The organism is Rhodococcus sp. 27YEA15, from assembly GCF_049739425.1.
Classification (GTDB): Bacteria; Actinomycetota; Actinomycetes; order Mycobacteriales; family Mycobacteriaceae; genus Rhodococcus_F.
Genome location: NZ_JBMHHW010000001.1, coordinates 2944806 through 2966189, shown reverse-complemented (window position 1 = coordinate 2966189; position 21384 = coordinate 2944806). Strand labels below are relative to the sequence as shown.

Sequence of the window (21384 nt, the reverse complement as noted above, 5' to 3'; positions counted from 1 at the left end):
TCTCGATCTCGTCACGGCCGGTGCGGGCACGCAGGAATGCGATCGCCTGATCCTTGTCCGAGATGCCAGCCTCGGTCAGTCCATCGACCAGGGCCTTGATCTCGGTGTCCGTGGCGGGTGCGGGCAGCTCGGGCTGCGCTGGTGCGGGTTCCGGTTCGGGCCCCAGCGTCGACGGTCACGCCGAGCTTGGCGGCCAAACCTGCAGTGCCACCCTTCGGTGCCGGCACGCGCTCGGACTTCACTCGCGTCGGATTCGCAGCTTCCTCGAGCTCCAACTCTTCGCGGGTGTACGCGATGCCGAGCAAGATGTCCGGGGCGATCTTGCGGCACACTTCCGATGCAGCTTTGGCGTACAGCATCGCCTGCGGATCTTTGAGGTACTTTTCATTGCCGATCAGCCTGCCGTTCGCGTTGGTCGCGTGCTTGCCCGTCTTCTCGTCGATGGTCGGCACGTATCCGGCGCGCTCGGCGCGTTCCATCGTCCACGTGCTGGTCTCGATGTGAGATTCGTTGTGGCGCTGTGCCGATACGGTCACGGACTCGTCCGTCGACTCCTCGGTCCATACTTTGTGCCCCTTGGACTTCATGAGCCCGACCATTGTCCGGGCATAGATCGACGGCATGCCGTGCACCACGAAGATCTGCTGCAGCGACTGGATGGGGTTCAGGCCGAGTTCTGCGCCGTACAGAATTGCGGCAGTGGCGTCGTTGGCCTTGCCGCGGTAGAGCGTGGGCACCAATTGGGTATTGCAGAGCTTCTCGGCCAGGTCGAATGCGGCGCTCATGGCCTCGGCGTGCTGCATGAGCTGACTCACGGCGGGGTTCTGCTGGACGATGGGCGTGGAGCCTATGACGGCGGTGGGTGCGTAGTGCTCAATGTCGTTGCTCATGCTGCGAGCCTTTCGATTTCGGCCGGGTCGGCCTTGGTGTTGGAGCGGAGTGAAATTGAGTCGCCGCGGCCCGGTGTCCGTGTGGCGATCTTGAGGTCGATCACGACAGCGGTTTGCGCCTTGCCCATGACGTCGAGGACGCGACTCTTCAACCCGCGCAGTCGCTTCGTGATCTCTTTGTCGTCCGCGACGGCGGTCAGGTAGTCGTGCGCCAGATCAGGATCGAGCTGAACCTCTCGGCCGTCGACCTCTGGATGCAGACGACGGACGGTCTCGTAGGTGCTGATCGTGTCGTCGAGTTCGGGTGGAATCCCGGCGGCCAGGCTGGCATTCCATTCGCGGACTCGCGCCAAGATCTCGGCAGCGATCTGGGCGTCGTAGTCGATCGCGTAGATTTTCGGCTTGCCGTACTGCGGCCACAGGACGATGTTCGCTGGTTCATGCCATCCGGTGATGAGCTGTTGCCATATCACCTGTGCGGCATAGTCGGCAGGCACATCACCCGACCCGTCGTCGCCCCACTCTGCGAGGTCGCGAGCGGTCTTGATCTCGACGATGCGGCGCCACGCTCCACGCGAGGCTCGGCCGTCGATCGTGGCGGCGTTGCCGAACTCGAGCGCATCGTCGGTGTACTGGACTTCACCGCGCGAAATGACCCATCCATCATTCTTGTAGCGCCAGTACTCGGCCGCTGCCAGCTCGACCGCATGCCCGTAGTCGAAATCATCCTGCCGGGACTCACTGATCGGCTCAGGCTCGACGTTGCCGGCCATCTCGTGCCACAGCGAGAACTGCGACTTGAACCGCGAGATGCCGAGGATGCTCGGAATCTTCGATGCTGTGATCATCTTGAGCCATTCCGGCGAGCCCGGCGCTGCTTTGGCGGTGACTTCGCGTGAGGTCATCTGCGACTCCTGTCGATACGAAGGTTGTCGTGGTGAGTGCCCCAAACTTTCGGGCCGTACTGGACATTGACGAGGTTGCGTTCACCGATTCCGCGGATGATGCCGGGCTCGCTCTCGCCGGTTTCGGGGTGTATGTAGACCACGCGCTTGCCGACGCTCTCGCGGGCTTCGGACAGCTTCATGCTGCGACCTCCATTCGAGTCAGTAGTGATGAGTACGCGGCAATCGCCTGCTGCGGGCAGACCCCATTGCCGATGGCCTTGAGTTGGTGGGCGCGCGAGTTGCCTTTCGAAACGCCCTTCTGCCCGATGCCGATAGTCCGATCGGTGACGTGGCCGGCAGGGAGGCCCATCATCCATTCAGCGAAATCCACGTTGAGTTGCGGCTTTCCACTCCGGTTGAGCCTGGTTGGTGCGGGCGCTGGTCGGGTCAGTCGTTCCCAACGTCGAATAGCGGGTCCGTAGTTGCCCCAGTTGATTCCGGGAAGTAAACCGAAACTGCCGTCAGTGACGGATCTTTCCGCCTGGCCTCGCTCGGGCTGTTGTTGTCCCGGAAGTCGTTGGCTTTCGGTGTCGGGAGGAAATCCAGCACCACGCCCGGCAGTAGCTTTTCGTTCGATCGCGATCCGCCCCTGCGCTCGTTCGTCCCGGTTGCGTTCCCCACTGTCGGCGTTGGGAGCACTGACGAGGATGAAAACCCGCTCGCGGTGGTGGGGGGCGCCGACGTCGGAAGCTCGTAGGCTCGTCCATCGCGCGTCATACCCGATTTCGGCCAGGTCTCCGAGAACTCGATCGAACCCCAGAGACCGGTGGCCGGCCACATTCTCCAAGAGTGTGAATCGTGGTCGTAGTACGCGAATTGCGTCCCGGACGTAGGGCCAGAGGTGTCGTTCATCGTCCGTCCCTTTGCGTTGTCCGGCTGCGCTGAATGGCTGGCAGGGGTAGCCGCCGGTGAGGATGTCGACCGGCTCGACCGAGTTCCAGTCGACCTTCGTCACGTCGCGGAGGTTCGGCACAGTCGGCCAGTGGTGGGCGAGAATCTTCGACGGGGCGTCGTCCCATTCGCAGTGCCACGCCACCGACGAGCCGGGAAACAATTGCAGCGCAGCCAAATCGAGTCCGCCGTAGCCACTAAATAGTGAACCGATCATCATGCCTGCCTCCGATCTGCTTCGATACGTGCGTGTTTGAGGTCGGTTGACTCGATCCGGTCACATTGGATGCACGACGGCGAGCACGGTGACGATCGTTTGCCGTTCGGGCATCGCCAGGTGAGGTAGTCCGGCATTCTCGGGAACGAACGCATGACGTCTTCGACCTGCTCGGCGACGAGACGGTCGTACGCCCGGTCGACCTGCGCGCCGAAATCGTCGTCCCACCGGTCGGCGGGATCCTGTAGTGGGTCGATCACTTCGCCGCCCGAGGTGCGCGCTTAGCCGTGGACTTCTTGACGGGGGCGCGCTTGGCCGCAGCCTTGCGCGGCGCGCGCTTCGGCTTCTCGGGCTCGGGAGTCGGCTCCGGTTCAGGGGTGAGGAATTCCCTCCAGTCCGATGCGGGCGCCCCGCGCTCGGTCAGACGTACCGGCATCAGGCAGCCGATGAAGTGGTCGCCGATGCGGACAACCGCGGGGTGTGACGGCGTCGACAGTCGCACGCTCGCATGGTCGCCCTTGTTCCACGCGGCATCCTTGAATGCCGCGAACATCGCGGTATTTACTCCCCAGAGGTCGAGATCGATCGGACGGTCCATCTCTCCGAGAAGGATTCCGGCGACATCAGGGAACTTCTCGAACGAGAGCGAGACGGTGATGCTGGTCTCGCCATCCGCGACGGTCAAGCTCGCGCCGACGGACGAGACGGCCACGCTGGGCGGACGCCCAGCGAGTGGACCGCCGATCACGCGCAGCAGTCGGGTTGCTGTCGCATGTGGCATGAATCCGATGCGCCCGTTCGGGCCATCCAGGCCGGGGTTCGGTTTGACCCTGACCACGCCGAGTCGGAATCGGTCGGTGGCGGTGAGTGTCAACTGCCCCTTGATGATCGCCAGATCGACCCCGCAGATCATCGGCAGCGTGTCGTCCTTGCTGGGGAACTTGAGTGCGATCGTGAGCGCTTTCGCGAGGTCGTATCGCGAGATGCTGAATGTCGTTGTCATGCTGCTGTCTCCGATGTCCAGGTGGTGCGTTTCATTGCGAATCCCCAGCCCTCGTGCACTCCGTGAGGAATCGAGAGTTTCGCGCATGTGAGGTCAGGTTGTGCGGGATGCCTTGCGCCGCAGCGGGCACCAAGTCCGTGGCACGATTGCCCGGCTTTCGTGCATTCGGTGTTATGGATGTGATCGTTCATGCCACGCCGCCGAGCTGTCCGAGCGCGATCATCGATGCGATGAATGCGGCGACGGTGATCGTCAGGACGACGCCGACGGTGATCTTCACCGAGCGAGAGAGTTTCGGCGCAGGCTCGACGTCGTCGGAGAAGCTGATCCGGCCGTTGTCGATCGTGATTGCATCGAAGTCGTCGTCGGGATTGTCGAGGGTATCCGGCCAGTTGAACGCTCGTGCCGTGACGATTGGGTCGCCAGTGCCGAGCACTGCGAGCGGCGAGGATTCCGGGCACGATTCAGGCTGAACTGGAACGGTTTTGGTGGTGTTTTGGACATGCGTCATCGCAAAAAGTCCTGTCTTGGGAGAATGGAGGTTGAGAGTTAGAGCGGGAGGGCGGCGCGGAGGCCGTACCCGGCGGAGATCAGTCGCGCTGCTGCGGCGGCCTCTTGCTCAGGCGTGCGGGGCGCGTCAGGAAGCTCGTACGCTTGGAGTGCGGCGTCGTAGACCTCGATCGCTGCGAGCGCGCGGTGACGCTGAACCGCCACGACGGCCGTCATGACGACTCTCCGTTCGCGTGGCCCTCGATGGCGGTGAGGAAACTGGTCAGGTCTGAATCTCCCCAGGGTCCGACCATGCGAGTGACAATCGCGGCGCCGATGTTCGTGACACCGATCTTTGCGGCCTCGGCCCGGAGGAAGTCAAGCGTCTTCTGCGCGTCGGGCTCGTGATCGAAGACGACAACGCGAGGCCGATGCTCCGGCTGCGGCGCCCGAAAGGTCAGACCGAAGTACGTGGCAGCCTCGGGCGGCTGCGTACTGAGCAGCTGACCACTCGGAAGTCGGATCGCGTACTGGCGGTCGAGTTCTGGCATTACTTCACATCCTCGAGTAGTCGAAACGATTTGCTGGTGAGCCGGGCAGGCGACATGGTCGTCGGCCGCATCGGCTCCGTTACCTTGTCGCCGTCCTCCTGCCTGATCACCGTGCACGTCACGCGGATGCAGTCGTATCGGTCGACGTCGATCGTGTCGACGCGCAACGTGCGGACATGCACCTCACGGGCATCGCGGTAGAGCTGGCCGACTGCGATCACCTTTCCGGCCGGGGTGGTGGTGTAGGTCTTCACGCTGCATCGCCTTTCGTCCAGCGTTCGACTGCGCGCGCGATCGCCTGCGCACCAGCAGGAGTGATCTTGAGTGTGTGCATGACCTCGCCACGGAACCGCGGTGCGTCATGCGCCTCGCAGCGCTGGAAGTACGCCTTCTTGTCGGAGTATTCGGAGTAGCGCGTCTGCGGCATCACCTTGCCGTGCTTCTCTGAGAACCGAGACGACTTCTCGGCGTAGATCCATCCACGGCTGACCAGTTCGGCGCGCAGCCACGTCTCACCTACTCCGAGGGTCGAGGCGACCGTGCGCACCGTCATCAGGTCACTGCCTGCCACGAAGATGTCCACGTACGACGCCTTTGGCTCGAGGATCGCAATCCTGGCATTGGCGACCGACTCACGTTCGAGAGCGGCGACGTACTTCTGCGCAACTTCGAGTTCAGTGAGTGCCGGCGCGGTCGAGTAGGAGCCGGTCTTGCGGATCGCGGGAAGGACGGTGCCGGTGATCCAGCGCTTGAACGCCTTCGCCTCCGGCTTACGGCTGGTGAAGACAAGAGAATAGAGACCGGATTCGGTCACGTATGTCGCCAATTGCTTTCCGCCAAGGGTGTCGGCACTACCGACACCCTTCTCGTCATCATCCAATCGAGATATCGCGTCGCGACTGTTCCGAATGTCGAGGATTGCGCAGACATCGGCGGCATTGAAAGCGGGTTCGCCATCGATGACAGTTGTTCGGACCGTGGCGTGAAGTTCGGTCGAGGCGTAAGTGAAGCGCTCGATGCTCATGCTGCACCGCCGAGCTTGGCCTGGACCTCGAGCGCCTGAGCGATCTGATCCATGAAGCTGAAAGCGTTGCCACGCGGGAGGTAGACGTCGTCCTCACCCTCGACACTGATCGCGATCTGATTCAGCGGCCGGTCGTAGCGGGCCGAGATGATCGGGTCGAGCTCGGCGTCCGAGAAGCCCTTGCCTGCCGGGCGACGGTCGCGGGCAGCGAGTTCTTCGGTACTGGCGGTCCCAAGGAACATGTGATCGATCGGCTTCCGAATGACCTGGCGGTGGTAGTCGGCACGTTCGCCGACGAGTTGGTCCTGTGCGGACTCGAGATTGCGGACATGCTCGATCAGGCGCGGGAGGGTGTAGGTGTGGCCGTCGAACTCGACGCGCAACTCAGCGCCGGTACTGGGCCTACTCCGGATTGCTGCGGTAACGTCTGTCATCAGATTCCTTTGCTTGGGATTCGACTGGCCGTCATCTGTTCGAGCAGGTGACGGCTTTTTCATGCGGACTTCCTTCTCCGCTTCGCGACCTGGCCGACTGACAGCTGCTCTTCCTCTCGGAGCCACTGATCGAACGTGTCGGCACGGACTCGGACGGCGTTGTCGCCGGTTCGAACGTGGGGGAGTGGATGATCTTTTCGGTCGAACAGCCGGTAGACCGAGGTTGGATTCATCGACAGTGTTTCGGCGATTTGGGCCGCGGTCAGTGCGGGTCGGATGGTGCTGGCGCTCATGCCGACACCTTCAAGTCGTCACGGTCAAACTCCACTACCTCGCCGAGCCCCAGACCGAACGCCCTGCAGACACCGATTGCGAAACCCATCGACGGGGAGCGACTACCCCTGCGCACTTCATCCAAGGTGGCGCGGCTCGATCCAATTGCCGCTGCGAATGCCTCATCAGATCGAATGCCCGCATTCCGCTTGAGCCGGTCGAGCAGTCCCGGCTTCATACGCGCTTCCATCTCTTTCATGACTCACTTCCTGTTCGGTTTGTCCGACTTGCTGGACAGACTTAATCACAAGCGAGTCATTCATGCAACCAAGAATTGGATCAAATTGTCTTGACTTCGGGACACTCCATGTCTCATAATTGAGACATGACAGACATTGACCAGTGGATACGCAGAATTACGGGCGAAGATTCGGGTCGGAAAATTGCTAAAAAAGCCGGGATGGCATCCGCAACCCTCAATCGACAGCTCGCAGAGTCCGCATTGACGCCCGAGACCATCGTGAAGATCGCAAGGGGCTACAACGAGCCGGCAGTCCCGGGTCTAATTGCGTTCGGCCTACTGACCGAGAGTGACATCGCGGAGGTTTCGATCGAAGACGCATTGCACCGTGCCGAGGATGAGCAGTTGATGGACGAGGTTCTTCGGCGGATGCAGGGTGGGTCTCGGGCGTACGACGGTCCGATCGTCGCAAGCGAACCACTGCCTGGCACGGAAGATGTCAACGTCCATCGTTTGACTCGGACAAATCAACCATCTGTCATTGACGAAGAGGATGACATCCTCGACCTTCCCTACGTAGCGCACGAACCCGACGAGGGCATCGAAGAGGACGACGACGAGTCGCGGTACGACACCTAGGGGAAACGTGGAACGGCTGTACGAACTCGCAAAGAACATGGAGGTGACCGTGGTAGAGCGATGCCTACCCGGTCGCCAGCGGGGGAGGTATGTCCACTCCCGTAGGTCAATCGTGCTCAACTCACGGCTGGATCGACGGCAGATGTCGGCCACTTTTGGGCACGAGCTCGGCCACGCACATTTCGAAGACGAACACACGGACGATCGCCACCTGATCGCAGCGATCCGGCAGGAACGCAGAGCGGACGAATTCGCCGCGAAGCTGTTGATAAGCGCCTATGACTACGAAGTCGCCGAGCGAATGTACGGGTCTCACGTTCCACTTCTCGCCACACAACTAGGCGTCACCGCGCCGATGATCTATGCCTGGCAGGCAATCCAACGACGCAACCGAGGAGTCTGACCAATGAAGCCACAGAAACGAATCCGCAATGGCAAGGTGCGCTGGATAGGCCGTTACTACGGCAGTGACGGCCAGGAGTACAGCCAGACCTTCGATACTCAGGGCGAGGCGAAGCTGTGGGTGGGCGACCGTGAGCGCGAGCTGCGGCGGAGGGAGTGGATCAATCCAAAGGATCAAGAGGTCACTGTCGGCAAGATGTGGGCCGACTGGGAGAATGCAGCCAAGACGGACGGTACGCGCAAGGTTCGCGAGCTGGTCGGTCGCAACCTTGGCAGGCTCGAGAACGCGCCTATCGGCGCGGTAAAAGTGTCCGACGTGCGCACCTGGAAGCAACACCTTGAGTCTGGGCGACCCTGGAAAACGGGATGCACCGGACTGAAGCCCAACACCGTCGACGGATGGTGCGGACAGGTCGCTGGATTCTTCGGCATGCTCGTCGAGGATGGACTGCTGATCAGGTCACCCGCCGCCGGTATTGGCAAGAAACGCAAACAGCAGAGCAGTGTGCGGGCGGTTACCCGCGCAGAACTCGTCACTGCCGACGAGGTGTGGAAACTGGAAGAGGCTGCGAGGATCGGCGTACCCGAGGGGCGCGGTAGCGTGCCGCCATACCGGACGTTCGCGCGCATGATCATCGTCGGCGCGTCGACTGGGCTGCGTGGGGGAGAGATTGCCGGGGTTCGCATCCGGTCGGTCGACTTCCTCCGGCGGGAAATGACCATCACTGAACAGTCGAAAACCGCAACATCGACGTTCACATGGGCACCCCTGAAAACCGCCGCCGCGGAGAGGGTGTTGCCGTTGTCCGATATGGCCATCGAGGCGATTGCGGAGGAACTCGCTGAAAATCCTTGCGACGATCGGTCTATGCCTGTATTCCGTACGATGCATGGTCGCATGTGGTCGTCGTCAACCGTCGCCCACTCGTTCAAGGCGGTGCGGAGGCGGGTCGGCATTGACGATGCGGTGACCTGGCACAGTCTCCGGCACTTCTATGCGAGTGCATTGATCCACGCGGGGGCGTCGGTGAAAACTGTTCAGGTCAGGCTTGGGCACGAGTCCGCAGAGACGACTCTCGAGATATACACACACCTTTGGCCGGGCGAAGACGAGCGGACCCGTTCGGCTGTCGATTCGGCACTGATGCGGGACCAGTACGGGACTGGTGAGGATTCGGAGGCGGAGACGGACGAAAACGCCCCGATCGAACCGAAGCCGACCGGGGCGAAGACGAAGCTGAAAGCCGTTCGCAAACAAATTATTTAAGCTCTGCAGACGACTTTCCGAGCAGTCGGCGAGCAACGATGAGCTGCTGAATCTGCTGCGTGCCTTCGAAAATGTCGAGGATCTTGGAGTCGCGTCCCCACTTCTCGAGCAACGGGCGTTGCGAGTATCCGTAGGTGCCGGCCAACTCGACGGCCTTGAGGGTGATGTCGGTGCCGGTACGTCCGGCCTTCGCCTTGGACATGGACGCTTCGAGCGAGTTCGGCTTCTTGTTGTCCGCCATCCATGCCGCGCGCAGCGACAAAAGGTACGAGGCTTCCCAATCGGCCTCGAGGCGGATGAACTCTGCGGCCGCGGCATGCTGGTTGTAGGCCGGGGTGTCGTAGGAGATTTCGACGCCCGCCTCGGTCAGAAGGGCGCGTAGTTCCTCCAATGCCGCTCGTCCGACGCCGACTGCCATTCCGGCCACGAGTGGGCGGGTGTTGTCGAACGTCTGCATGACACCGGCGAAACCCTTTTCCACGTTGACCTCGGCGCTGCCGAGAATGTTGTCCGCGGGAATGCGGCAGTCCTGCAGGAGGAGTACGGCGGTGTCGGATGCCTTGATGCCGAGCTTGTGCTCGAGGCGAGCAACGCTCAGGCCCGGTGCATCGCGAGGCACGACGAACGATTTGATGGCCGCGCGCCCCTTCGCCTTGTCGACCGATGCCCAGACGACGATGTGGGTGGAGCGTTGCCCCGCGGTGACGAAGATCTTCTCTCCGTTGAGCACCCACTCGTCGCCGTCGAGAACGGCGGTGGCCGTCACGGCGGCGGAGTCGGATCCGAAGCTGGGTTCGGTGATGGCCATGGCGGCCCATACCTTGCCGAAGCGTTGGAGCTGTTCGTCGGTGGAGACTGCGGCGATAGCGGCATTGCCCAGACCCTGATAGGGGATCGAGAGCATGAGGCCGACGTCGCCCCAGGACGTCTCCAGGGCATTGAGGAGCGCGGACATGTTGCCGCCGTTGGCATTACCGCCCTTGGCTGCCGAATCCGAGCGGCCCCCGGTAGCTCCTCCGATGTCTCCGCCGGAATCGGACAAGCCCTCGACCATGGCGGCCATCGTGTCGAGTTCCACCGGATACTCGTGTTCGGCCAGATCGTATTTGCGCGAAATGGGGCGGAAGATGTGCGCTGCGACCTGATGTGCCTGGTTCGCCGACGCTTTGAGCTTCTTGGGAAGTTCGAGGTTGATCATCGTTAGTCTCCTGGAAGTCGGCTGCGTCAGATGAGGACGATGCCCTCGGCAACGCCGATGGCACGGAGGTCGCGGTACCAGCGCTCGACCGGGTGTTCCTTGGTGAACCCGTGCCCACCGAGGAGTTGGACTCCGTCGAGTCCGATCTGCATGCCCTTCTCCGACGCCAACTTGCGGGCGAGAGCGGATTCGCGGGCGAAGGACAGGCCCTGTTCCGCGCGCGAAGCGCCGCGGAGTGTGACAAGGCGAAGGCCGTCGAGTTCGATTCCGATGTTGGCGACCATGAACGCGACTGCCTGGCGATGGCTGATCGGTTCGCCGAACGCCTCACGTTCGTTGACGTACGGAATCACGTAGTCGAGAACGGCTTGGCTGGTGCCGACTGCCAGTGACGCCCAACCCAGTCGGGCCAGTCGGATCGCGTCGGCGTAGGCGTCCGCGCGCTGATCGGCGTCACCGTCGCCCAGCAGTGCCGATTCGTTCACGGCGACGTCGTCGAGGATCAGCCGACCAAGTCCCGCAGCGCGAAGACCCATGCTGGGGTCCGCTTCGACGACGAGTCCTTTGTTGTCCGACTCGACGATGAAAAATGCGGGCTTGCCGTCGAGTTCGGCGGCGATGACGAACAGTTCGGAGGTGGCTGCCGCGGGTACCAGACTCTTGACGCCGTTGAGTTTGTAGCCGCTGGGGGAGCGCACTGCCTTGGTGTGGAGGGCGAACGGATCGAAGAGGGCGCGGGGTTCGTTGACCACCACGGCAGCGCCGGGGACCTGCTCGCCGGCGAAGGCCGGTAGGTACGTCTTCTGCTGGGTGTCGGTTCCCCATTGGGTGAGGGCGACGGCCACGCCGCTGGGCGCGAGGATCGGCAGGGCCAGACCCATGTCGCCGTGTGCAAGGGCCTCGGCGACAAGGGAATTGGTTACAGCGCCACGTTCGGCGGCGGCACCGTCGAGCTCTTCGGGGACGTTGATCGAAGTGATGCCCAGCTCGGCGGCTCGCTTGACCAGGTCGTCGGGGGCCTTGGCGTCGGCGTCGGCCTGGTGTGCGGCGGGACGGAGGATCTCGGCAGCGAAATCGCGGACCGTTTCGACGATCATCTTCTGATCGTCGTCGGGGGTGAGATCGAAGTAGTCGGCGTTTTTGCTGGGGTTGTCCGGTAGGCGCTTGGGTGCTCCACCGCCGGATACCTTGTTGAATCCGCGCGGGTGGCGGCGCCGAGGGTCTTGAAACCGGTCTTCGTTCCTTCGTAGGTCACCCGGTCGATGGTCTGGCGCAGATTGAATCTCTCTGCCAGATCTGAGCCGGTGATCTTGGTCAGCACGCGCATGGCCGCGCCCATTGCGTCGCGTTTGACTGGGTTGAGGCCGACGGCGGACGTGTCGCGAACATGCGCCGACGTGCCGACGCGCTGCGCGCTCTTCTCGGGGGCAACACTGTCTTGCTTGGTCATGATCACCAGCTGTTTCTCGGTGTCGGGGCGTTGGACGATTTTATCTTACTCAGGAGTAAGGTCAGTTGTCGAGAAGGCTCCTCGGCGACACCCCGTGTCGTGATCTGCCGGTAGATGGAACAGGCCGTGTGCGCGGTGGGGTGAGTGGGGGTGGACCGGGGTCGATTCGGCGCAGGGGTGCGGATTAGGTGGAGGGTGGATCAGGTGCGGGGAAGTAGATGCAGGCCGCTGTGAATGCAATCGTGCCGACGGTGACTGCCGGCGCCGACGGCCCGCCGATCACCGCGAGAGCTAGTGCGGCAACAATTCCCGTTGTCACGCCCGTTACGGAACCGAAGGCCAGTCGCCAGGTGATGGTCTCGTTGCCTGCCCGGCTTTCGGGCATGAACGAGAGGACCGAGCGGCCGGCGAGGATGGCGACGAGGCCGAATGCGATTCCTGCCGGGAGTGAGCACAGTGAGCCGACGATGATGGCCGACAGTCGTGAGGTGAGGTCGGAAGCGGCGAATTGCCACGCCAACGCGCTTCCGGCGGCGGCGCCACACAGTAGCGGCCACGTCATTGCCTTCGCGTGCCAATTGCTGTCGGTACCCGCCATGGTCCGACTCTACGAGGGATCGTCCCGTTGTGGAGGTGAGCCATCGCGACGTTGGGCGTGGTCGACGGTGGTCAGGCTGAGGTTTGTTGTGTCGCAACGCATGTCGACAGCAGCGGGTAGATCAGCGGAGGCGGGAGAGGATATCCTCGTGTAGCAGTCCGTTGGTTGCCACTGCGCTTCCGCCGTGCGGGCCGGCCACACCGTCCAGGTCGGTGAACGATCCGCCGGCTTCGCGAACCAGGACGTCGAGTGCGGCGAGATCCCACAGCGAGACCTCTGGTTCCGCCGCGATGTCCACCGCGCCCTCGGCAACGAGGCAGTAGGAGAAGAAGTCGCCGTACCCACGCACCCGCCACACGTGGTCGGTGAGGTCGACGAACTGATCGCGAACGCCACGTTCCTTCCATCCCGAGAGGCTCGAAAAGCTCAGACTCGCGGACTCGCCGCGGTCGACGGCCGACACTCGGATCGCCCGCGCACCGGTGTCGCCGAACGACGTGTGAGCGCCCAAACCTGTTGCAGCCCACCATCGTCGGTCCAATGCGGGGGCGCTGACCACGCCGACGACGGGAACGCCGTCCTCGAGAAGGCTGATCAACGTAGCCCACACGGGTACGTTGCGGACGAAGTTCTTGGTGCCGTCGATGGGATCGACCACCCACTGCCTGCCCTCGAACACGGCGTCGCCACCGAACTCCTCGCCGAGCACGGCGTCGTCTGGCCGGTGTTGACCCAAACTCGCGCGGACGGCTCGCTCCACGGCGAGGTCGGCGTCGGACACCGGAGTGAGGTCTGGCTTGTCGTCCACTCGCAGATCCAGCGCGCCGAAGCGGGCGCGCGTGATTGAATCGGCCTCGTCGGCGATACGGAGGGCCAGGGCGAGGTCGGAATCACGATCGGTCACGGAGAGACAACTTACCCGTCTGCTCCGTGACCGACATCGCTGCGCCGGGTCAGGTGGGCAGTACTTCGGCGAGCTTTCCGGTGGCGACGTCGAAGACGAAGCCCCGCAGAGACGTCGTTGCCGTGACGAAGGGATTGTTCTCGATCCGACGCAACGACTGTCGGACGTCCTCGTCGATGTCGGGGAATGCTTCGGCCGACCAATGGGGTTTGATACCGGTTTCGTCCTGGATCGTGCGTTTGAAGTCGTCGTCGGTGAAGGTCAACATTCCACAGTCGGTGTGGTGGATCAGGATGATCTCGGTGGTTCCCAGTAGTCGCTGGCTGATCGCGAGTGAGCGGATCTCGTCGTCGGTGATCACTCCTCCCGCATTGCGGATCACGTGGGATTCGCCTTCCTTGATGCCGAGTACTCGGTAGACGTCGATGCGGGCGTCCATGCAGGCGACGACTGCGACGTGCCGGCTCGGTGGCAGTGGCAACGGCCCCTCGAACTGCTCTGCGTATGCCGCGTTGTTACGGAGGTATTCGTCGGTGACGGTCATCGTGGTGCCTCTCGGTCATCGGGGCGGGACACGGTTCAGTAGGTTCCTCGAACGCGCAGAACGCAAGGGTTGTCGTCCTGTTGATCCCAAGTGGTGACGCCCGCAGAACGCGCGGGCGGCACCCGGTAGCCTTGAGAACCGTGCATCCCGACGTAATTGCAGACCTGAACGCGCTCGATACCACTCTTCGCACCTGCGAATCGGTAGTGGATGTCGAGGAGCTGCGCCGACGCATCGACGAACTCGAGCATCAGGCCGCAGATCCGGGTCTGTGGAATGACCAGGACCACGCCCAACAGGTCACCAGTCAGCTGTCGCACGCGCAGGCCGAGCTGCGTCGTATCGTCGCACTCCGGGAGCGGCTCGACGAGATGCCGATTCTCTACGAACTGGCCGAGGACGAGGGGCCGGACGCGGTTGCGGATGCGGACGCTGAGCGGGCGAGCCTGCGCGAGGACATCGCCGCGATGGAAGTCAAGACCATGCTCTCGGGCGAGTACGACGAGCGTGACGCGCTGGTCAACATCCGGTCCGGTGCCGGCGGTATCGATGCTGCGGACTGGGCCGAGATGCTCATGCGCATGTACATCCGGTGGGCGGAGAAGCACGACTACAGCGTCGAGGTCTACGACACGTCATATGCCGAAGAAGCAGGTCTCAAGAGTGCGACTTTCGCGGTCAAGGGGCCGTACACGTACGGAACGCTCTCGGTCGAGATGGGAACTCACCGCCTCGTGCGGATCAGCCCCTTCGACAATCAGGGTCGCCGTCAGACATCGTTCGCCGAGGTGGAAGTGCTGCCGGTCGTCGAGACGACAGACCACATCGAGATCAACGAGAACGACATTCGCGTCGACGTCTACCGCTCGTCCGGCCCTGGTGGCCAGTCCGTCAACACGACGGACTCGGCTGTTCGCCTGACGCACATTCCCACCGGAATCGTGGTGACGTGTCAGAACGAGAAGTCGCAGTTGCAGAACAAGGTGTCGGCGATGCGCGTGTTGCAGGCCAAGCTGCTGGCGGTCAAGCGTCAGGAAGAGCGCGCCGAAATGGATGCCCTCAAGGGTGACAGCGGCAGCTCGTGGGGCAATCAGATGCGCTCGTACGTCCTGCATCCGTACCAGATGGTCAAGGATTTGCGAACGGAGTTCGAGGTCAACAATCCGTCCGCGGTTCTCGACGGTGACATCGACGGTTTCCTCGAAGCCGGCATTCGCTGGCGGATGAGCGAGAACCAGTCCGCTTAGCGGACGTACCCGAAAGGCACGATGACTTTCCTCCAACCAGGACAAACAGTTCTCGCGTGGTTCAAGGACGACGGCCTGTCGATCCTGACCACCGTGCTCGGCGCCATGCTTCTCGCACGGTTCGTCAGCTGGGGAGGAAACAAGGTCACCGATCAGATCGACTCCAACTACCAGTTGGGTGACGCGCTGGTGAGGTCGGAGGCCACCAAGCATCGGCATTCCGTCGCGCAGGTCATCACCTGGGTGATCATCACCTTCATCTACGTGATTGCGACGCTGAAGGTTCTGGACCAGCTCAAGCTGCCGATCGGGAGTTTGGTTGCGCCGGCGACCGTGCTCGGTGCCGCGCTCGGCTTCGGCGCCCAACGTGTCGTGCAGGACATCCTGGCCGGCTTCTTCATCATCACCGAACGGCAATACGGATTCGGCGACACGGTGCGTCTGGCCATCACCGGATCGTCCGACGACGCCGAGGGTGTCATCGAGGACGTCACGTTGCGAGTGACCCGTATGCGTAATTCCGACGGCGAGGTCATCACCGTCCCCAACGGTCAGATCGTGAAGGCGACCAACCTGTCCAAGGACTGGGCGCGCGCCGTGATCGACGTTCCGGTACCGGCTACGGCGGACCTGACGCGGGTCAACGAAATCCTCAAGCAGGTGGGTCAGGATGCGATGGCCGATCGGGGACTCAAGAAGCTGCTCCTCGACGAGCCGTCGGTGATGGGCGTCGAAAGCCTCGAGGTGGACCAGGTCAACTTGCGGATGGTGGCGCGGACGTTGCCCGGTAAGCAGTTCCAGGTGGGGCGCGCCCTCAGGGTGCGGGTGGCGGCGGCATTGCGGCGTCAAGGCATCACCGTTCCGGCCGAACTGCACACGATCCGACCCGAGGAGGGCACGGAATGAGCGCTCCCGAACAGCGTCGCGGTCTGGATCGTCTGGTGCACTTCGACTGGCTGCCCTCCCGGTTGTTCGGTGGACGGCTGAGGACCTCGACCTTCTTGTTGGTTCTCGCATGGATGGCTGCGTTCAGCGCGCACGCCTATTTCAACCCGGTGGTGGTCGAGAGCACGCCGGAGCCTGCCCCGGCGACGTCGACCTCCCAGGACCGGGTGCCGGCGGCACCCACGTCGACGAGGGCTCCGGTGACCCCGAGTAGCGAGACGAGTACCAGTTCGGTGACCATCACGCCGGAGTCGAGCGCTGAAAGTCCGGAATCAGACACCCCGTCTTCCGGCGCGACGTCCACGCCTGGCAACGGACGGTCACAAGTGCCTGCCGACGTCACGACTACGCCTTCGCGTCCTGAAAACGACCAGAACGGACCAACTTCCGCAGCCACTCCGACCGAGTCGGAGCCGACCCGATAACGGCGACCGTTCCGTCCCGCGTTGCGCCGAGGTCACTGTTCGATAACGTCTAGACTGGCTAGCTGTGATCAGCATGAAGAAAGTGTCGAAGTCCTACAAGGCCTCTACCAGGCCGGCGCTCGACAATGTCAGCATGGAGGTGGAGAAGGGGGAGTTCGTCTTCCTCATCGGCCCCTCCGGCTCCGGCAAGTCGACCTTCATGCGACTGCTGCTGAAGATGGAGTCGCCCACGTCCGGTGACATCGAGGTGGCCGACTTTCATGTCAACAAACTCTCGGCGCGTCGTGTGCCGCGGCTACGGCAAAGCATGGGCTGTGTTTTTCAGGACTTTCGTCTATTGCAGCAGAAGACGGTCTCGGAGAATGTCGCGTTCGCGTTGGAGGTCATCGGAAAGCCCCGCAACGTCATCGCACGTACTGTGCCCGAGGTCCTCGAGATGGTGGGATTGTCCGGTAAGGCCGATCGCTTGCCTACCGAACTCTCCGGCGGCGAGCAACAGCGAGTCGCCATCGCGAGAGCATTCGTGAACCGCCCGCTGGTGCTGCTCGCCGACGAGCCCACCGGCAACCTGGATCCGGAGACCAGCCAGGACATCATGCTGCTGCTCGAGCGCATCAACCGGACCGGGACCACGGTGGTGATGGCCACGCACGATCACCACATCGTCGACTCGATGCGCAGGCGAGTGATCGAACTCGATCTCGGCAAGGTCACCAGAGACGAAGCGCGGGGTGTGTACGGCGTCGGCCGGTAGAGCCGACTTCCCACCCCCGTCCTGTTCGTCCAACGGTTGTCCCGGACAACCGACTCCCGAGAAGGAATCCGATTCCCCGATGCGCGCCAGTTTCATCTTCAGCGAAGTCCTGACCGGTCTCCGTCGCAACATCACCATGACCATCGCCATGATCTTGACGACCGCGATTTCCCTGGGCCTGTTCGGCAGCGGCCTACTCGTGGTTCAGATGGCGGGCAAGACGCAGCAGATCTTCCTCGATCGCGTCGAGGTGCAGATCTTCCTCACCGACGACATCTCCGCCTCGGATCCGGGATGCGAACAAGACATCTGCAGCACACTCCGCAAGGATCTCGAACAGACGCCGTCGGTGGTCGCTGTGCAATATCTCGACCGCGCGGCCGCGGTCAAGGACGCCACCGAGCGGGTGTTCAAGGATCAACCGGAGTTGGCGGCGTTGGTGACGCCGGACAAATTCCCGGCGTCGTTCAAGGTCAAACTCAGTGATCCGGAGCGGTTCGGCGTCATCTCCGACACGTTCGGTTCGCGGCCCGGGGTGGAGAGCGTTCTCAACCAGCGCGATCTGCTCGATCGCCTGTTCAGCGTGCTGGGGGGCGTGCGTAACGGCGCATTCGCCATCGCCGTCGTGCAGGCGATTGCAGCTATTCTGCTGATCGCCAACATGGTGCAGATCGCGGCCTTCACCCGCCGCACCGAAGTCAACATCATGAGATTGGTCGGTGCGACCCGCTGGTACACCCAGTTGCCGTTCCTCCTCGAAGCGGTGGTTGCCGCGCTGATCGGTGCGGTGCTGGCCATCGCCGGGTTGTTCACCGCCAAGAACGTCTTCATCGACGGTGTTCTGTCCGACCTCTACGAAGCGAATATCCTGGCGCGAATATCCAACAGCGACATTCTGTTCGTCTCGCCGATTCTGGCGCTCGCCGGGGTCGGCATGGCGGCCGTGACGGCGTACGTCACCCTGAGACTGTACGTCCGCGAGTAAAACGGTTTGCGTGAGCTTCTATGCTGGAGCAGACAGATCCGCGACGTTCGCGGATCGACGAATCATTCGACGGCTAGACAGCGGACTGAGAGGCCCGGACAGTGAAGGAAAAGGGCCGCAAGGTCATTGCGAGCAACCGCAAAGCACGTCATAACTACACGATCATCGACACCTACGAGGCCGGTATCGCGCTCGTGGGCACCGAGGTGAAGAGCCTGCGTGAGGGCAAGGCGTCGCTGGTCGACTCCTTCGCCACGGTGGACAACGGCGAAGTGTGGCTGCGTTCGCTGCATATTCCGGAGTACACCCAGGGAACGTGGAACAATCATGCGCCGCGTCGTACCCGAAAACTGCTGCTGCACAAGCGCGAGATCGAGCATCTCGTGGGCAAGACGCGTGAGGGAAATCAGACTCTCGTCCCGCTGTCGATGTATTTCAACGACGGCAAGGTGAAGGTGGAGCTCGCGCTCGCGAAGGGCAAGCAGGACTACGACAAGCGCCAGGACATGGCCAGGCGTACCGCCGAACGTGAGGTCACTCGTGAACTCGGTCGGCGCATCAAGGGAATGCGCTGACTTCGATCCTGCTCGCCCTCGTGGCAGCAGTCGCCTACGGAGTCAGCGACTTCGTAGGCGGGGTGGCTTCGCGACGCGTCGCCGCTCTGCGGATAGTGATCGTGTCCTATCCGATCTCGTTCGTCGTGGTGCTGGTACTCGCCCCGTTCGTCGCCGGACATCTCACGTTCGCCGATGCGCTGTGGGGTGTGGTTGCGGGTGTCGCGATTGGTCTGGCGGTGTGGTGGTTCTATCAGGCACTCGCGACCGGACCGATGTCCGTGGTCTCGCCGCTCACAGCAGTGCTGGTGGCCGGTCTCCCCGTCCTCGTCGGTTTCGTACTCGGTGAGCGTCCCCCGCTGCTCGCCTATCTCGGCATCGCCGTGGCGTTGGTCGCGGTGACGTTGGTCAGCCGCGAGAGCCCCGACCACACCGCCGGGCGCCTGCGATTCACCAGACAGGTTGCGCTGTTGACGGTCGGGAGCGGTGCCGGGTTCGCGCTGTCGTTCGTAGCGCTTCATCAGATCGGTGACGGCAGCGGGTTGTGGGCGTTGGCGGTGTCTCGGGCGAGTGCGACCGCCCTCGTGTGGTTCGTCGCGGCCACTGCTGGTCATTTCGTCCTGCCACGGGGTGGGCCGCTGCGGCTGGCGGTGTTCGTGAGCATTCTCGACGTGGTGGCGAATGCGACGATGCTGTATGCCTTCGACGGCGGAATGCTCTCGCTCGTCAGTGTGATCGGTTCGCTTTATCCGGCGGCGACGGTGCTGCTCGCGATGGTGATGCTCGGCGAACGGGTCAGCCGCGTGCAGCAGGCAGGGATGGTGCTGGCATTGTCGGCGGTCGCGATGATCGCGGTGGCCGGTTCCTGATCGGATCAGGGTCGGCGGTCGGCCGGCGCCGCTCGCAGATGCACGCGTTCGCCCTGTTTGCCGAACAGACTGATCACCTCCGCGATCCGGCCGTCGGCGGCGCTGATCCGATGTGGGATGTGCGTGTCGAATTCGGCGGCCTCACCGGCGCCCATGACGAAGTCGCGGTCTCCGAGTTGCAGACGGATGCGCCCGGACAAGACGTAAACCCACTCGTATCCTTCGTGGGTGCTCTGTCCGTGATCGGCCTCGGTCGGGGTGATGACCATCTTGTATGCCTGGAGATTTCCGGGTTGAGCAGTCAGGGGAATCACGGTCATCGAGCCGACGGTGCGTGGCTCCTCGCGCACCCGAGGATCCTCGATCTTGCTGTTGATCACGTCGTCGACCGGCACACCGAACGCTGCCGCGATGGGAAGGAGTAGTTCCAGATTGGCGCGTCGCGCTCCGGATTCGAGGCGGGACAGCGTGCTGACGTTGATGTCGGTGGCCGCGGCGAGGTCGGTCAACGTCATCTGATGCTCGTGACGTAACGCGCGAAGTCTCGGGCCGATTGCGGCGATGACGGTGTCGAAGGATTTCTCTGCCATCCGTACAGTTTGCCAAATTGGCAACATAAATTGTCAAGTGTGAGTGGGGGTGCAATTGTTGGATTCATGACACAGAACTTCTACGACGTAGCGGTAATCGGCGGCGGCGCCGCAGGGCTGAACGCAGCGCTCATTCTCGGGCAGGCTCGGCGGTCCGTTGTGGTCTTCGACAACGGGGTTCCTCGCAACGCGGCCGCCGCGCACATGAACGGTTTTCTTTCACGGGACGGAATGGACCCGGCGGAGCTGGTCAGTATCGGGCGAGCCGAGGTGAAGAAGTTCGGTGGCGATTTTCGTTCCGGCACAGTAGTTTCCGTTGACAGCGTTGGACGTCGGTTCGCCGTGGAGTGCGACGACGGTAGTCGAATCGACGCTCGCAAGGTTCTCATTGCCACCGGCTTGACCGATCGTCTACCGGCCGAACTCGAGGTGTTCGGCGAATTCTGGGGCAAGCAGGTGCTGCACTGCCCCTACTGCCACGGGTACGACGTGCGCGATCAACCGCTCGGCGTCGTCGCCAAGACTGTCGACAGGGCAATGCATCAGGCGTTGATGCTGCGTCAGTGGTCGAGTGACGTAGTGCTGTTCCGGCATCGGGTCGGGGACCTCGGTGCCGAGAATCTCGAGAAGCTTGCCGCCCGCGACGTGGTGGTCGTCGAGGGTGAGGTGACGGCGCCCGTCGTCGAGAACGCGCGCTTGACAGGTGTGCAACTGGCAGATGGAACCGTGGTCTCGCGTGCCGCCGTGTTCGTGGGCGGAGCACTCACCATGGATCCGAACGACGCGGTTCTGCGTTCGCTCGGCGCGGTGCGGGCGGAGACGATGATGGGGGAGTTCGTGACCGTCGACGGTTTCGGTGGCACCAGTGTTCCGGGTCTGTATGCGGCGGGCAATGTCGTCGACCCCAGTCTGCAGGTCGTGATGGCCGCCGGAGCCGGTGCCAAAGCGGGGTTCGGAATCAACATGGCTCTGACGAACGACGATCTCGAGGATGCGCTCGCGCAGCGGCGCTGATCTGTTCGACAAACGGGTCCGGCAATGCGGGTAGCGTCG

General features: G+C 62.8%; 30 protein-coding genes and 1 pseudogene. 10 read left to right on the top strand and 21 right to left on the bottom strand.

Annotated features, from left to right (window positions below):
- Positions 1 to 11: 11 nt before the first annotated feature.
- The 14 genes from ABH922_RS13820 to ABH922_RS13755 form a co-directional block, all read right to left on the bottom strand.
- Positions 12 to 890 (bottom strand): hypothetical protein, encoded by an 879-nt coding sequence (locus ABH922_RS13820; protein ID WP_424807452.1) that lies wholly within the window; start codon positions 888 to 890, stop codon positions 12 to 14.
- A complete protein-coding gene (locus ABH922_RS13815; protein WP_424807451.1) occupies positions 887 to 1795 on the bottom strand; it encodes a YqaJ viral recombinase family protein in 909 nt (302 codons plus the stop codon). Before ABH922_RS13815 ends, ABH922_RS13820 begins: the two co-directional genes overlap by 4 nt.
- Positions 1792 to 1977, bottom strand: a complete 186-nt coding sequence (locus ABH922_RS13810) for a hypothetical protein (protein WP_424807450.1) — start codon at positions 1975 to 1977, stop codon at positions 1792 to 1794. Before ABH922_RS13810 ends, ABH922_RS13815 begins: the two co-directional genes overlap by 4 nt.
- Positions 1974 to 2948 carry a DNA cytosine methyltransferase gene (locus ABH922_RS13805; RefSeq protein WP_424807449.1) on the bottom strand — a complete coding sequence of 325 codons (975 nt, stop codon included), beginning with the start codon at positions 2946 to 2948 and terminating at the stop codon, positions 1974 to 1976. Before ABH922_RS13805 ends, ABH922_RS13810 begins: the two co-directional genes overlap by 4 nt.
- Positions 2945 to 3205, bottom strand: coding sequence for a hypothetical protein (locus ABH922_RS13800; RefSeq protein ID WP_424807448.1), 261 nt, complete (start codon positions 3203 to 3205; stop codon positions 2945 to 2947). The genes ABH922_RS13805 and ABH922_RS13800 overlap by 4 nt, the downstream gene beginning before the upstream one ends.
- Positions 3202 to 3948 carry a hypothetical protein gene (locus ABH922_RS13795; protein WP_424807447.1) on the bottom strand — a complete coding sequence of 249 codons (747 nt, stop codon included), beginning with the start codon at positions 3946 to 3948 and terminating at the stop codon, positions 3202 to 3204. Before ABH922_RS13795 ends, ABH922_RS13800 begins: the two co-directional genes overlap by 4 nt.
- Positions 3949 to 4135: 187 nt before the next feature.
- Positions 4136 to 4459 (bottom strand): hypothetical protein, encoded by a 324-nt coding sequence (locus ABH922_RS13790; protein ID WP_424807446.1) that lies wholly within the window; start codon positions 4457 to 4459, stop codon positions 4136 to 4138.
- A gap of 38 nt (positions 4460 to 4497) precedes the next feature.
- Positions 4498 to 4674, bottom strand: a complete 177-nt coding sequence (locus ABH922_RS13785; RefSeq protein ID WP_424807445.1) for a hypothetical protein — start codon at positions 4672 to 4674, stop codon at positions 4498 to 4500.
- On the bottom strand, positions 4671 to 4988 hold the full coding sequence (locus ABH922_RS13780) for a hypothetical protein (RefSeq protein ID WP_424807444.1): 318 nt from the start codon (positions 4986 to 4988) through the stop codon (positions 4671 to 4673). The genes ABH922_RS13785 and ABH922_RS13780 overlap by 4 nt, the downstream gene beginning before the upstream one ends.
- The gene (locus tag ABH922_RS13775; protein WP_424807443.1) at positions 4988 to 5242 is read right to left on the bottom strand and encodes a hypothetical protein; all 255 of its coding nucleotides are present in this window, start codon (positions 5240 to 5242) and stop codon (positions 4988 to 4990) included. Before ABH922_RS13775 ends, ABH922_RS13780 begins: the two co-directional genes overlap by 1 nt.
- Positions 5239 to 6012, bottom strand: a complete 774-nt coding sequence (locus ABH922_RS13770; protein ID WP_424807442.1) for a BRO family protein — start codon at positions 6010 to 6012, stop codon at positions 5239 to 5241. The genes ABH922_RS13775 and ABH922_RS13770 overlap by 4 nt, the downstream gene beginning before the upstream one ends.
- Entirely contained in the window at positions 6009 to 6446 is a 438-nt protein-coding gene (locus ABH922_RS13765; protein WP_424807441.1) for a hypothetical protein, read from the bottom strand. Before ABH922_RS13765 ends, ABH922_RS13770 begins: the two co-directional genes overlap by 4 nt.
- A gap of 59 nt (positions 6447 to 6505) precedes the next feature.
- Complete coding sequence (locus ABH922_RS13760; protein WP_424807440.1) at positions 6506 to 6739, bottom strand: helix-turn-helix transcriptional regulator; 234 nt, start codon at positions 6737 to 6739, stop codon at positions 6506 to 6508.
- On the bottom strand, positions 6736 to 6978 hold the full coding sequence (locus ABH922_RS13755) for a helix-turn-helix domain-containing protein (RefSeq protein WP_424807439.1): 243 nt from the start codon (positions 6976 to 6978) through the stop codon (positions 6736 to 6738). The genes ABH922_RS13760 and ABH922_RS13755 overlap by 4 nt, the downstream gene beginning before the upstream one ends.
- 201 nt (positions 6979 to 7179) lie before the next feature.
- On the opposite strand from ABH922_RS13755, the gene ABH922_RS13750 reads away from it, so the two are divergent.
- The 3 genes from ABH922_RS13750 to ABH922_RS13740 are packed head-to-tail and all read left to right on the top strand — an operon-like array spanning position 7180 to position 9268.
- Positions 7180 to 7599 (top strand): hypothetical protein, encoded by a 420-nt coding sequence (locus ABH922_RS13750; protein WP_424807438.1) that lies wholly within the window; start codon positions 7180 to 7182, stop codon positions 7597 to 7599.
- 37 nt (positions 7600 to 7636) lie between these two features.
- Entirely contained in the window at positions 7637 to 8002 is a 366-nt protein-coding gene (locus ABH922_RS13745) for an ImmA/IrrE family metallo-endopeptidase (protein WP_424809673.1), read from the top strand.
- Positions 8003 to 8005: 3 nt separating this feature from the next.
- A complete protein-coding gene (locus ABH922_RS13740; RefSeq protein ID WP_424807437.1) occupies positions 8006 to 9268 on the top strand; it encodes a tyrosine-type recombinase/integrase in 1263 nt (420 codons plus the stop codon).
- Here the strand turns inward: ABH922_RS13740 and ABH922_RS13735 are convergent.
- The 5 genes and pseudogenes from ABH922_RS13735 to ABH922_RS13715 all read right to left on the bottom strand — a co-directional run bounded on the left by ABH922_RS13735 (position 9261) and on the right by ABH922_RS13715 (position 13962).
- Positions 9261 to 10466 (bottom strand): acyl-CoA dehydrogenase family protein, encoded by a 1206-nt coding sequence (locus ABH922_RS13735; protein WP_424807436.1) that lies wholly within the window; start codon positions 10464 to 10466, stop codon positions 9261 to 9263. The genes ABH922_RS13740 and ABH922_RS13735 overlap by 8 nt on opposite strands.
- Before the next feature lie 26 nt (positions 10467 to 10492).
- Positions 10493 to 11922, bottom strand: a pseudogene (locus tag ABH922_RS13730) (acyl-CoA dehydrogenase family protein).
- Positions 11923 to 12100: 178 nt separating this feature from the next.
- Positions 12101 to 12514: a hypothetical protein gene (locus ABH922_RS13725; protein WP_424807435.1), complete on the bottom strand. Its 414-nt coding sequence runs from the start codon at positions 12512 to 12514 to the stop codon at positions 12101 to 12103.
- A gap of 121 nt (positions 12515 to 12635) precedes the next feature.
- The gene (gene hisN, locus ABH922_RS13720; RefSeq protein ID WP_424807434.1) at positions 12636 to 13418 is read right to left on the bottom strand and encodes a histidinol-phosphatase; all 783 of its coding nucleotides are present in this window, start codon (positions 13416 to 13418) and stop codon (positions 12636 to 12638) included.
- 49 nt (positions 13419 to 13467) lie between these two features.
- On the bottom strand, positions 13468 to 13962 hold the full coding sequence (locus tag ABH922_RS13715) for a beta-class carbonic anhydrase (RefSeq protein WP_424807433.1): 495 nt from the start codon (positions 13960 to 13962) through the stop codon (positions 13468 to 13470).
- A 140-nt stretch (positions 13963 to 14102) separates the two neighbouring features.
- Here ABH922_RS13715 and prfB point away from each other — a divergent pair, with 140 nt between their 5' ends.
- Positions 14103 to 15209, top strand: a complete 1107-nt coding sequence (gene prfB, locus ABH922_RS13710; protein ID WP_424807432.1) for a peptide chain release factor 2 — start codon at positions 14103 to 14105, stop codon at positions 15207 to 15209.
- A gap of 21 nt (positions 15210 to 15230) precedes the next feature.
- Positions 15231 to 16115, top strand: coding sequence for a mechanosensitive ion channel family protein (locus ABH922_RS13705; RefSeq protein ID WP_424807431.1), 885 nt, complete (start codon positions 15231 to 15233; stop codon positions 16113 to 16115).
- Positions 16116 to 16251: 136 nt separating this feature from the next.
- Here the strand turns inward: ABH922_RS13705 and ABH922_RS13700 are convergent, their stop codons facing one another.
- Positions 16252 to 16497, bottom strand: a complete 246-nt coding sequence (locus tag ABH922_RS13700; protein ID WP_424807430.1) for a hypothetical protein — start codon at positions 16495 to 16497, stop codon at positions 16252 to 16254.
- A 146-nt stretch (positions 16498 to 16643) separates the two neighbouring features.
- Between ABH922_RS13700 and ftsE the strand changes: the two genes are divergently transcribed.
- From ftsE to ABH922_RS13680, 4 genes are all read left to right on the top strand, one after another.
- The gene (gene ftsE, locus ABH922_RS13695; RefSeq protein ID WP_424807429.1) at positions 16644 to 17333 is read left to right on the top strand and encodes a cell division ATP-binding protein FtsE; all 690 of its coding nucleotides are present in this window, start codon (positions 16644 to 16646) and stop codon (positions 17331 to 17333) included.
- Between the two features lie 79 nt (positions 17334 to 17412).
- Positions 17413 to 18318 carry a permease-like cell division protein FtsX gene (gene ftsX / locus ABH922_RS13690; protein ID WP_424807428.1) on the top strand — a complete coding sequence of 302 codons (906 nt, stop codon included), beginning with the start codon at positions 17413 to 17415 and terminating at the stop codon, positions 18316 to 18318.
- Positions 18319 to 18419: 101 nt separating this feature from the next.
- A complete protein-coding gene (gene smpB, locus ABH922_RS13685) occupies positions 18420 to 18893 on the top strand; it encodes an SsrA-binding protein SmpB (protein WP_424807427.1) in 474 nt (157 codons plus the stop codon).
- Positions 18894 to 18901: 8 nt separating this feature from the next.
- Positions 18902 to 19741, top strand: coding sequence for an EamA family transporter (locus tag ABH922_RS13680; RefSeq protein ID WP_424809672.1), 840 nt, complete (start codon positions 18902 to 18904; stop codon positions 19739 to 19741).
- Positions 19742 to 19746: 5 nt separating this feature from the next.
- Here the strand turns inward: ABH922_RS13680 and ABH922_RS13675 are convergent, their stop codons facing one another.
- Positions 19747 to 20331: a helix-turn-helix domain-containing protein gene (locus ABH922_RS13675; protein WP_424807426.1), complete on the bottom strand. Its 585-nt coding sequence runs from the start codon at positions 20329 to 20331 to the stop codon at positions 19747 to 19749.
- Positions 20332 to 20397: 66 nt separating this feature from the next.
- Between ABH922_RS13675 and ABH922_RS13670 the strand changes: the two genes are divergently transcribed.
- Positions 20398 to 21345, top strand: a complete 948-nt coding sequence (locus ABH922_RS13670) for an NAD(P)/FAD-dependent oxidoreductase (RefSeq protein ID WP_424807425.1) — start codon at positions 20398 to 20400, stop codon at positions 21343 to 21345.
- Positions 21346 to 21384: the final 39 nt, after the last annotated feature.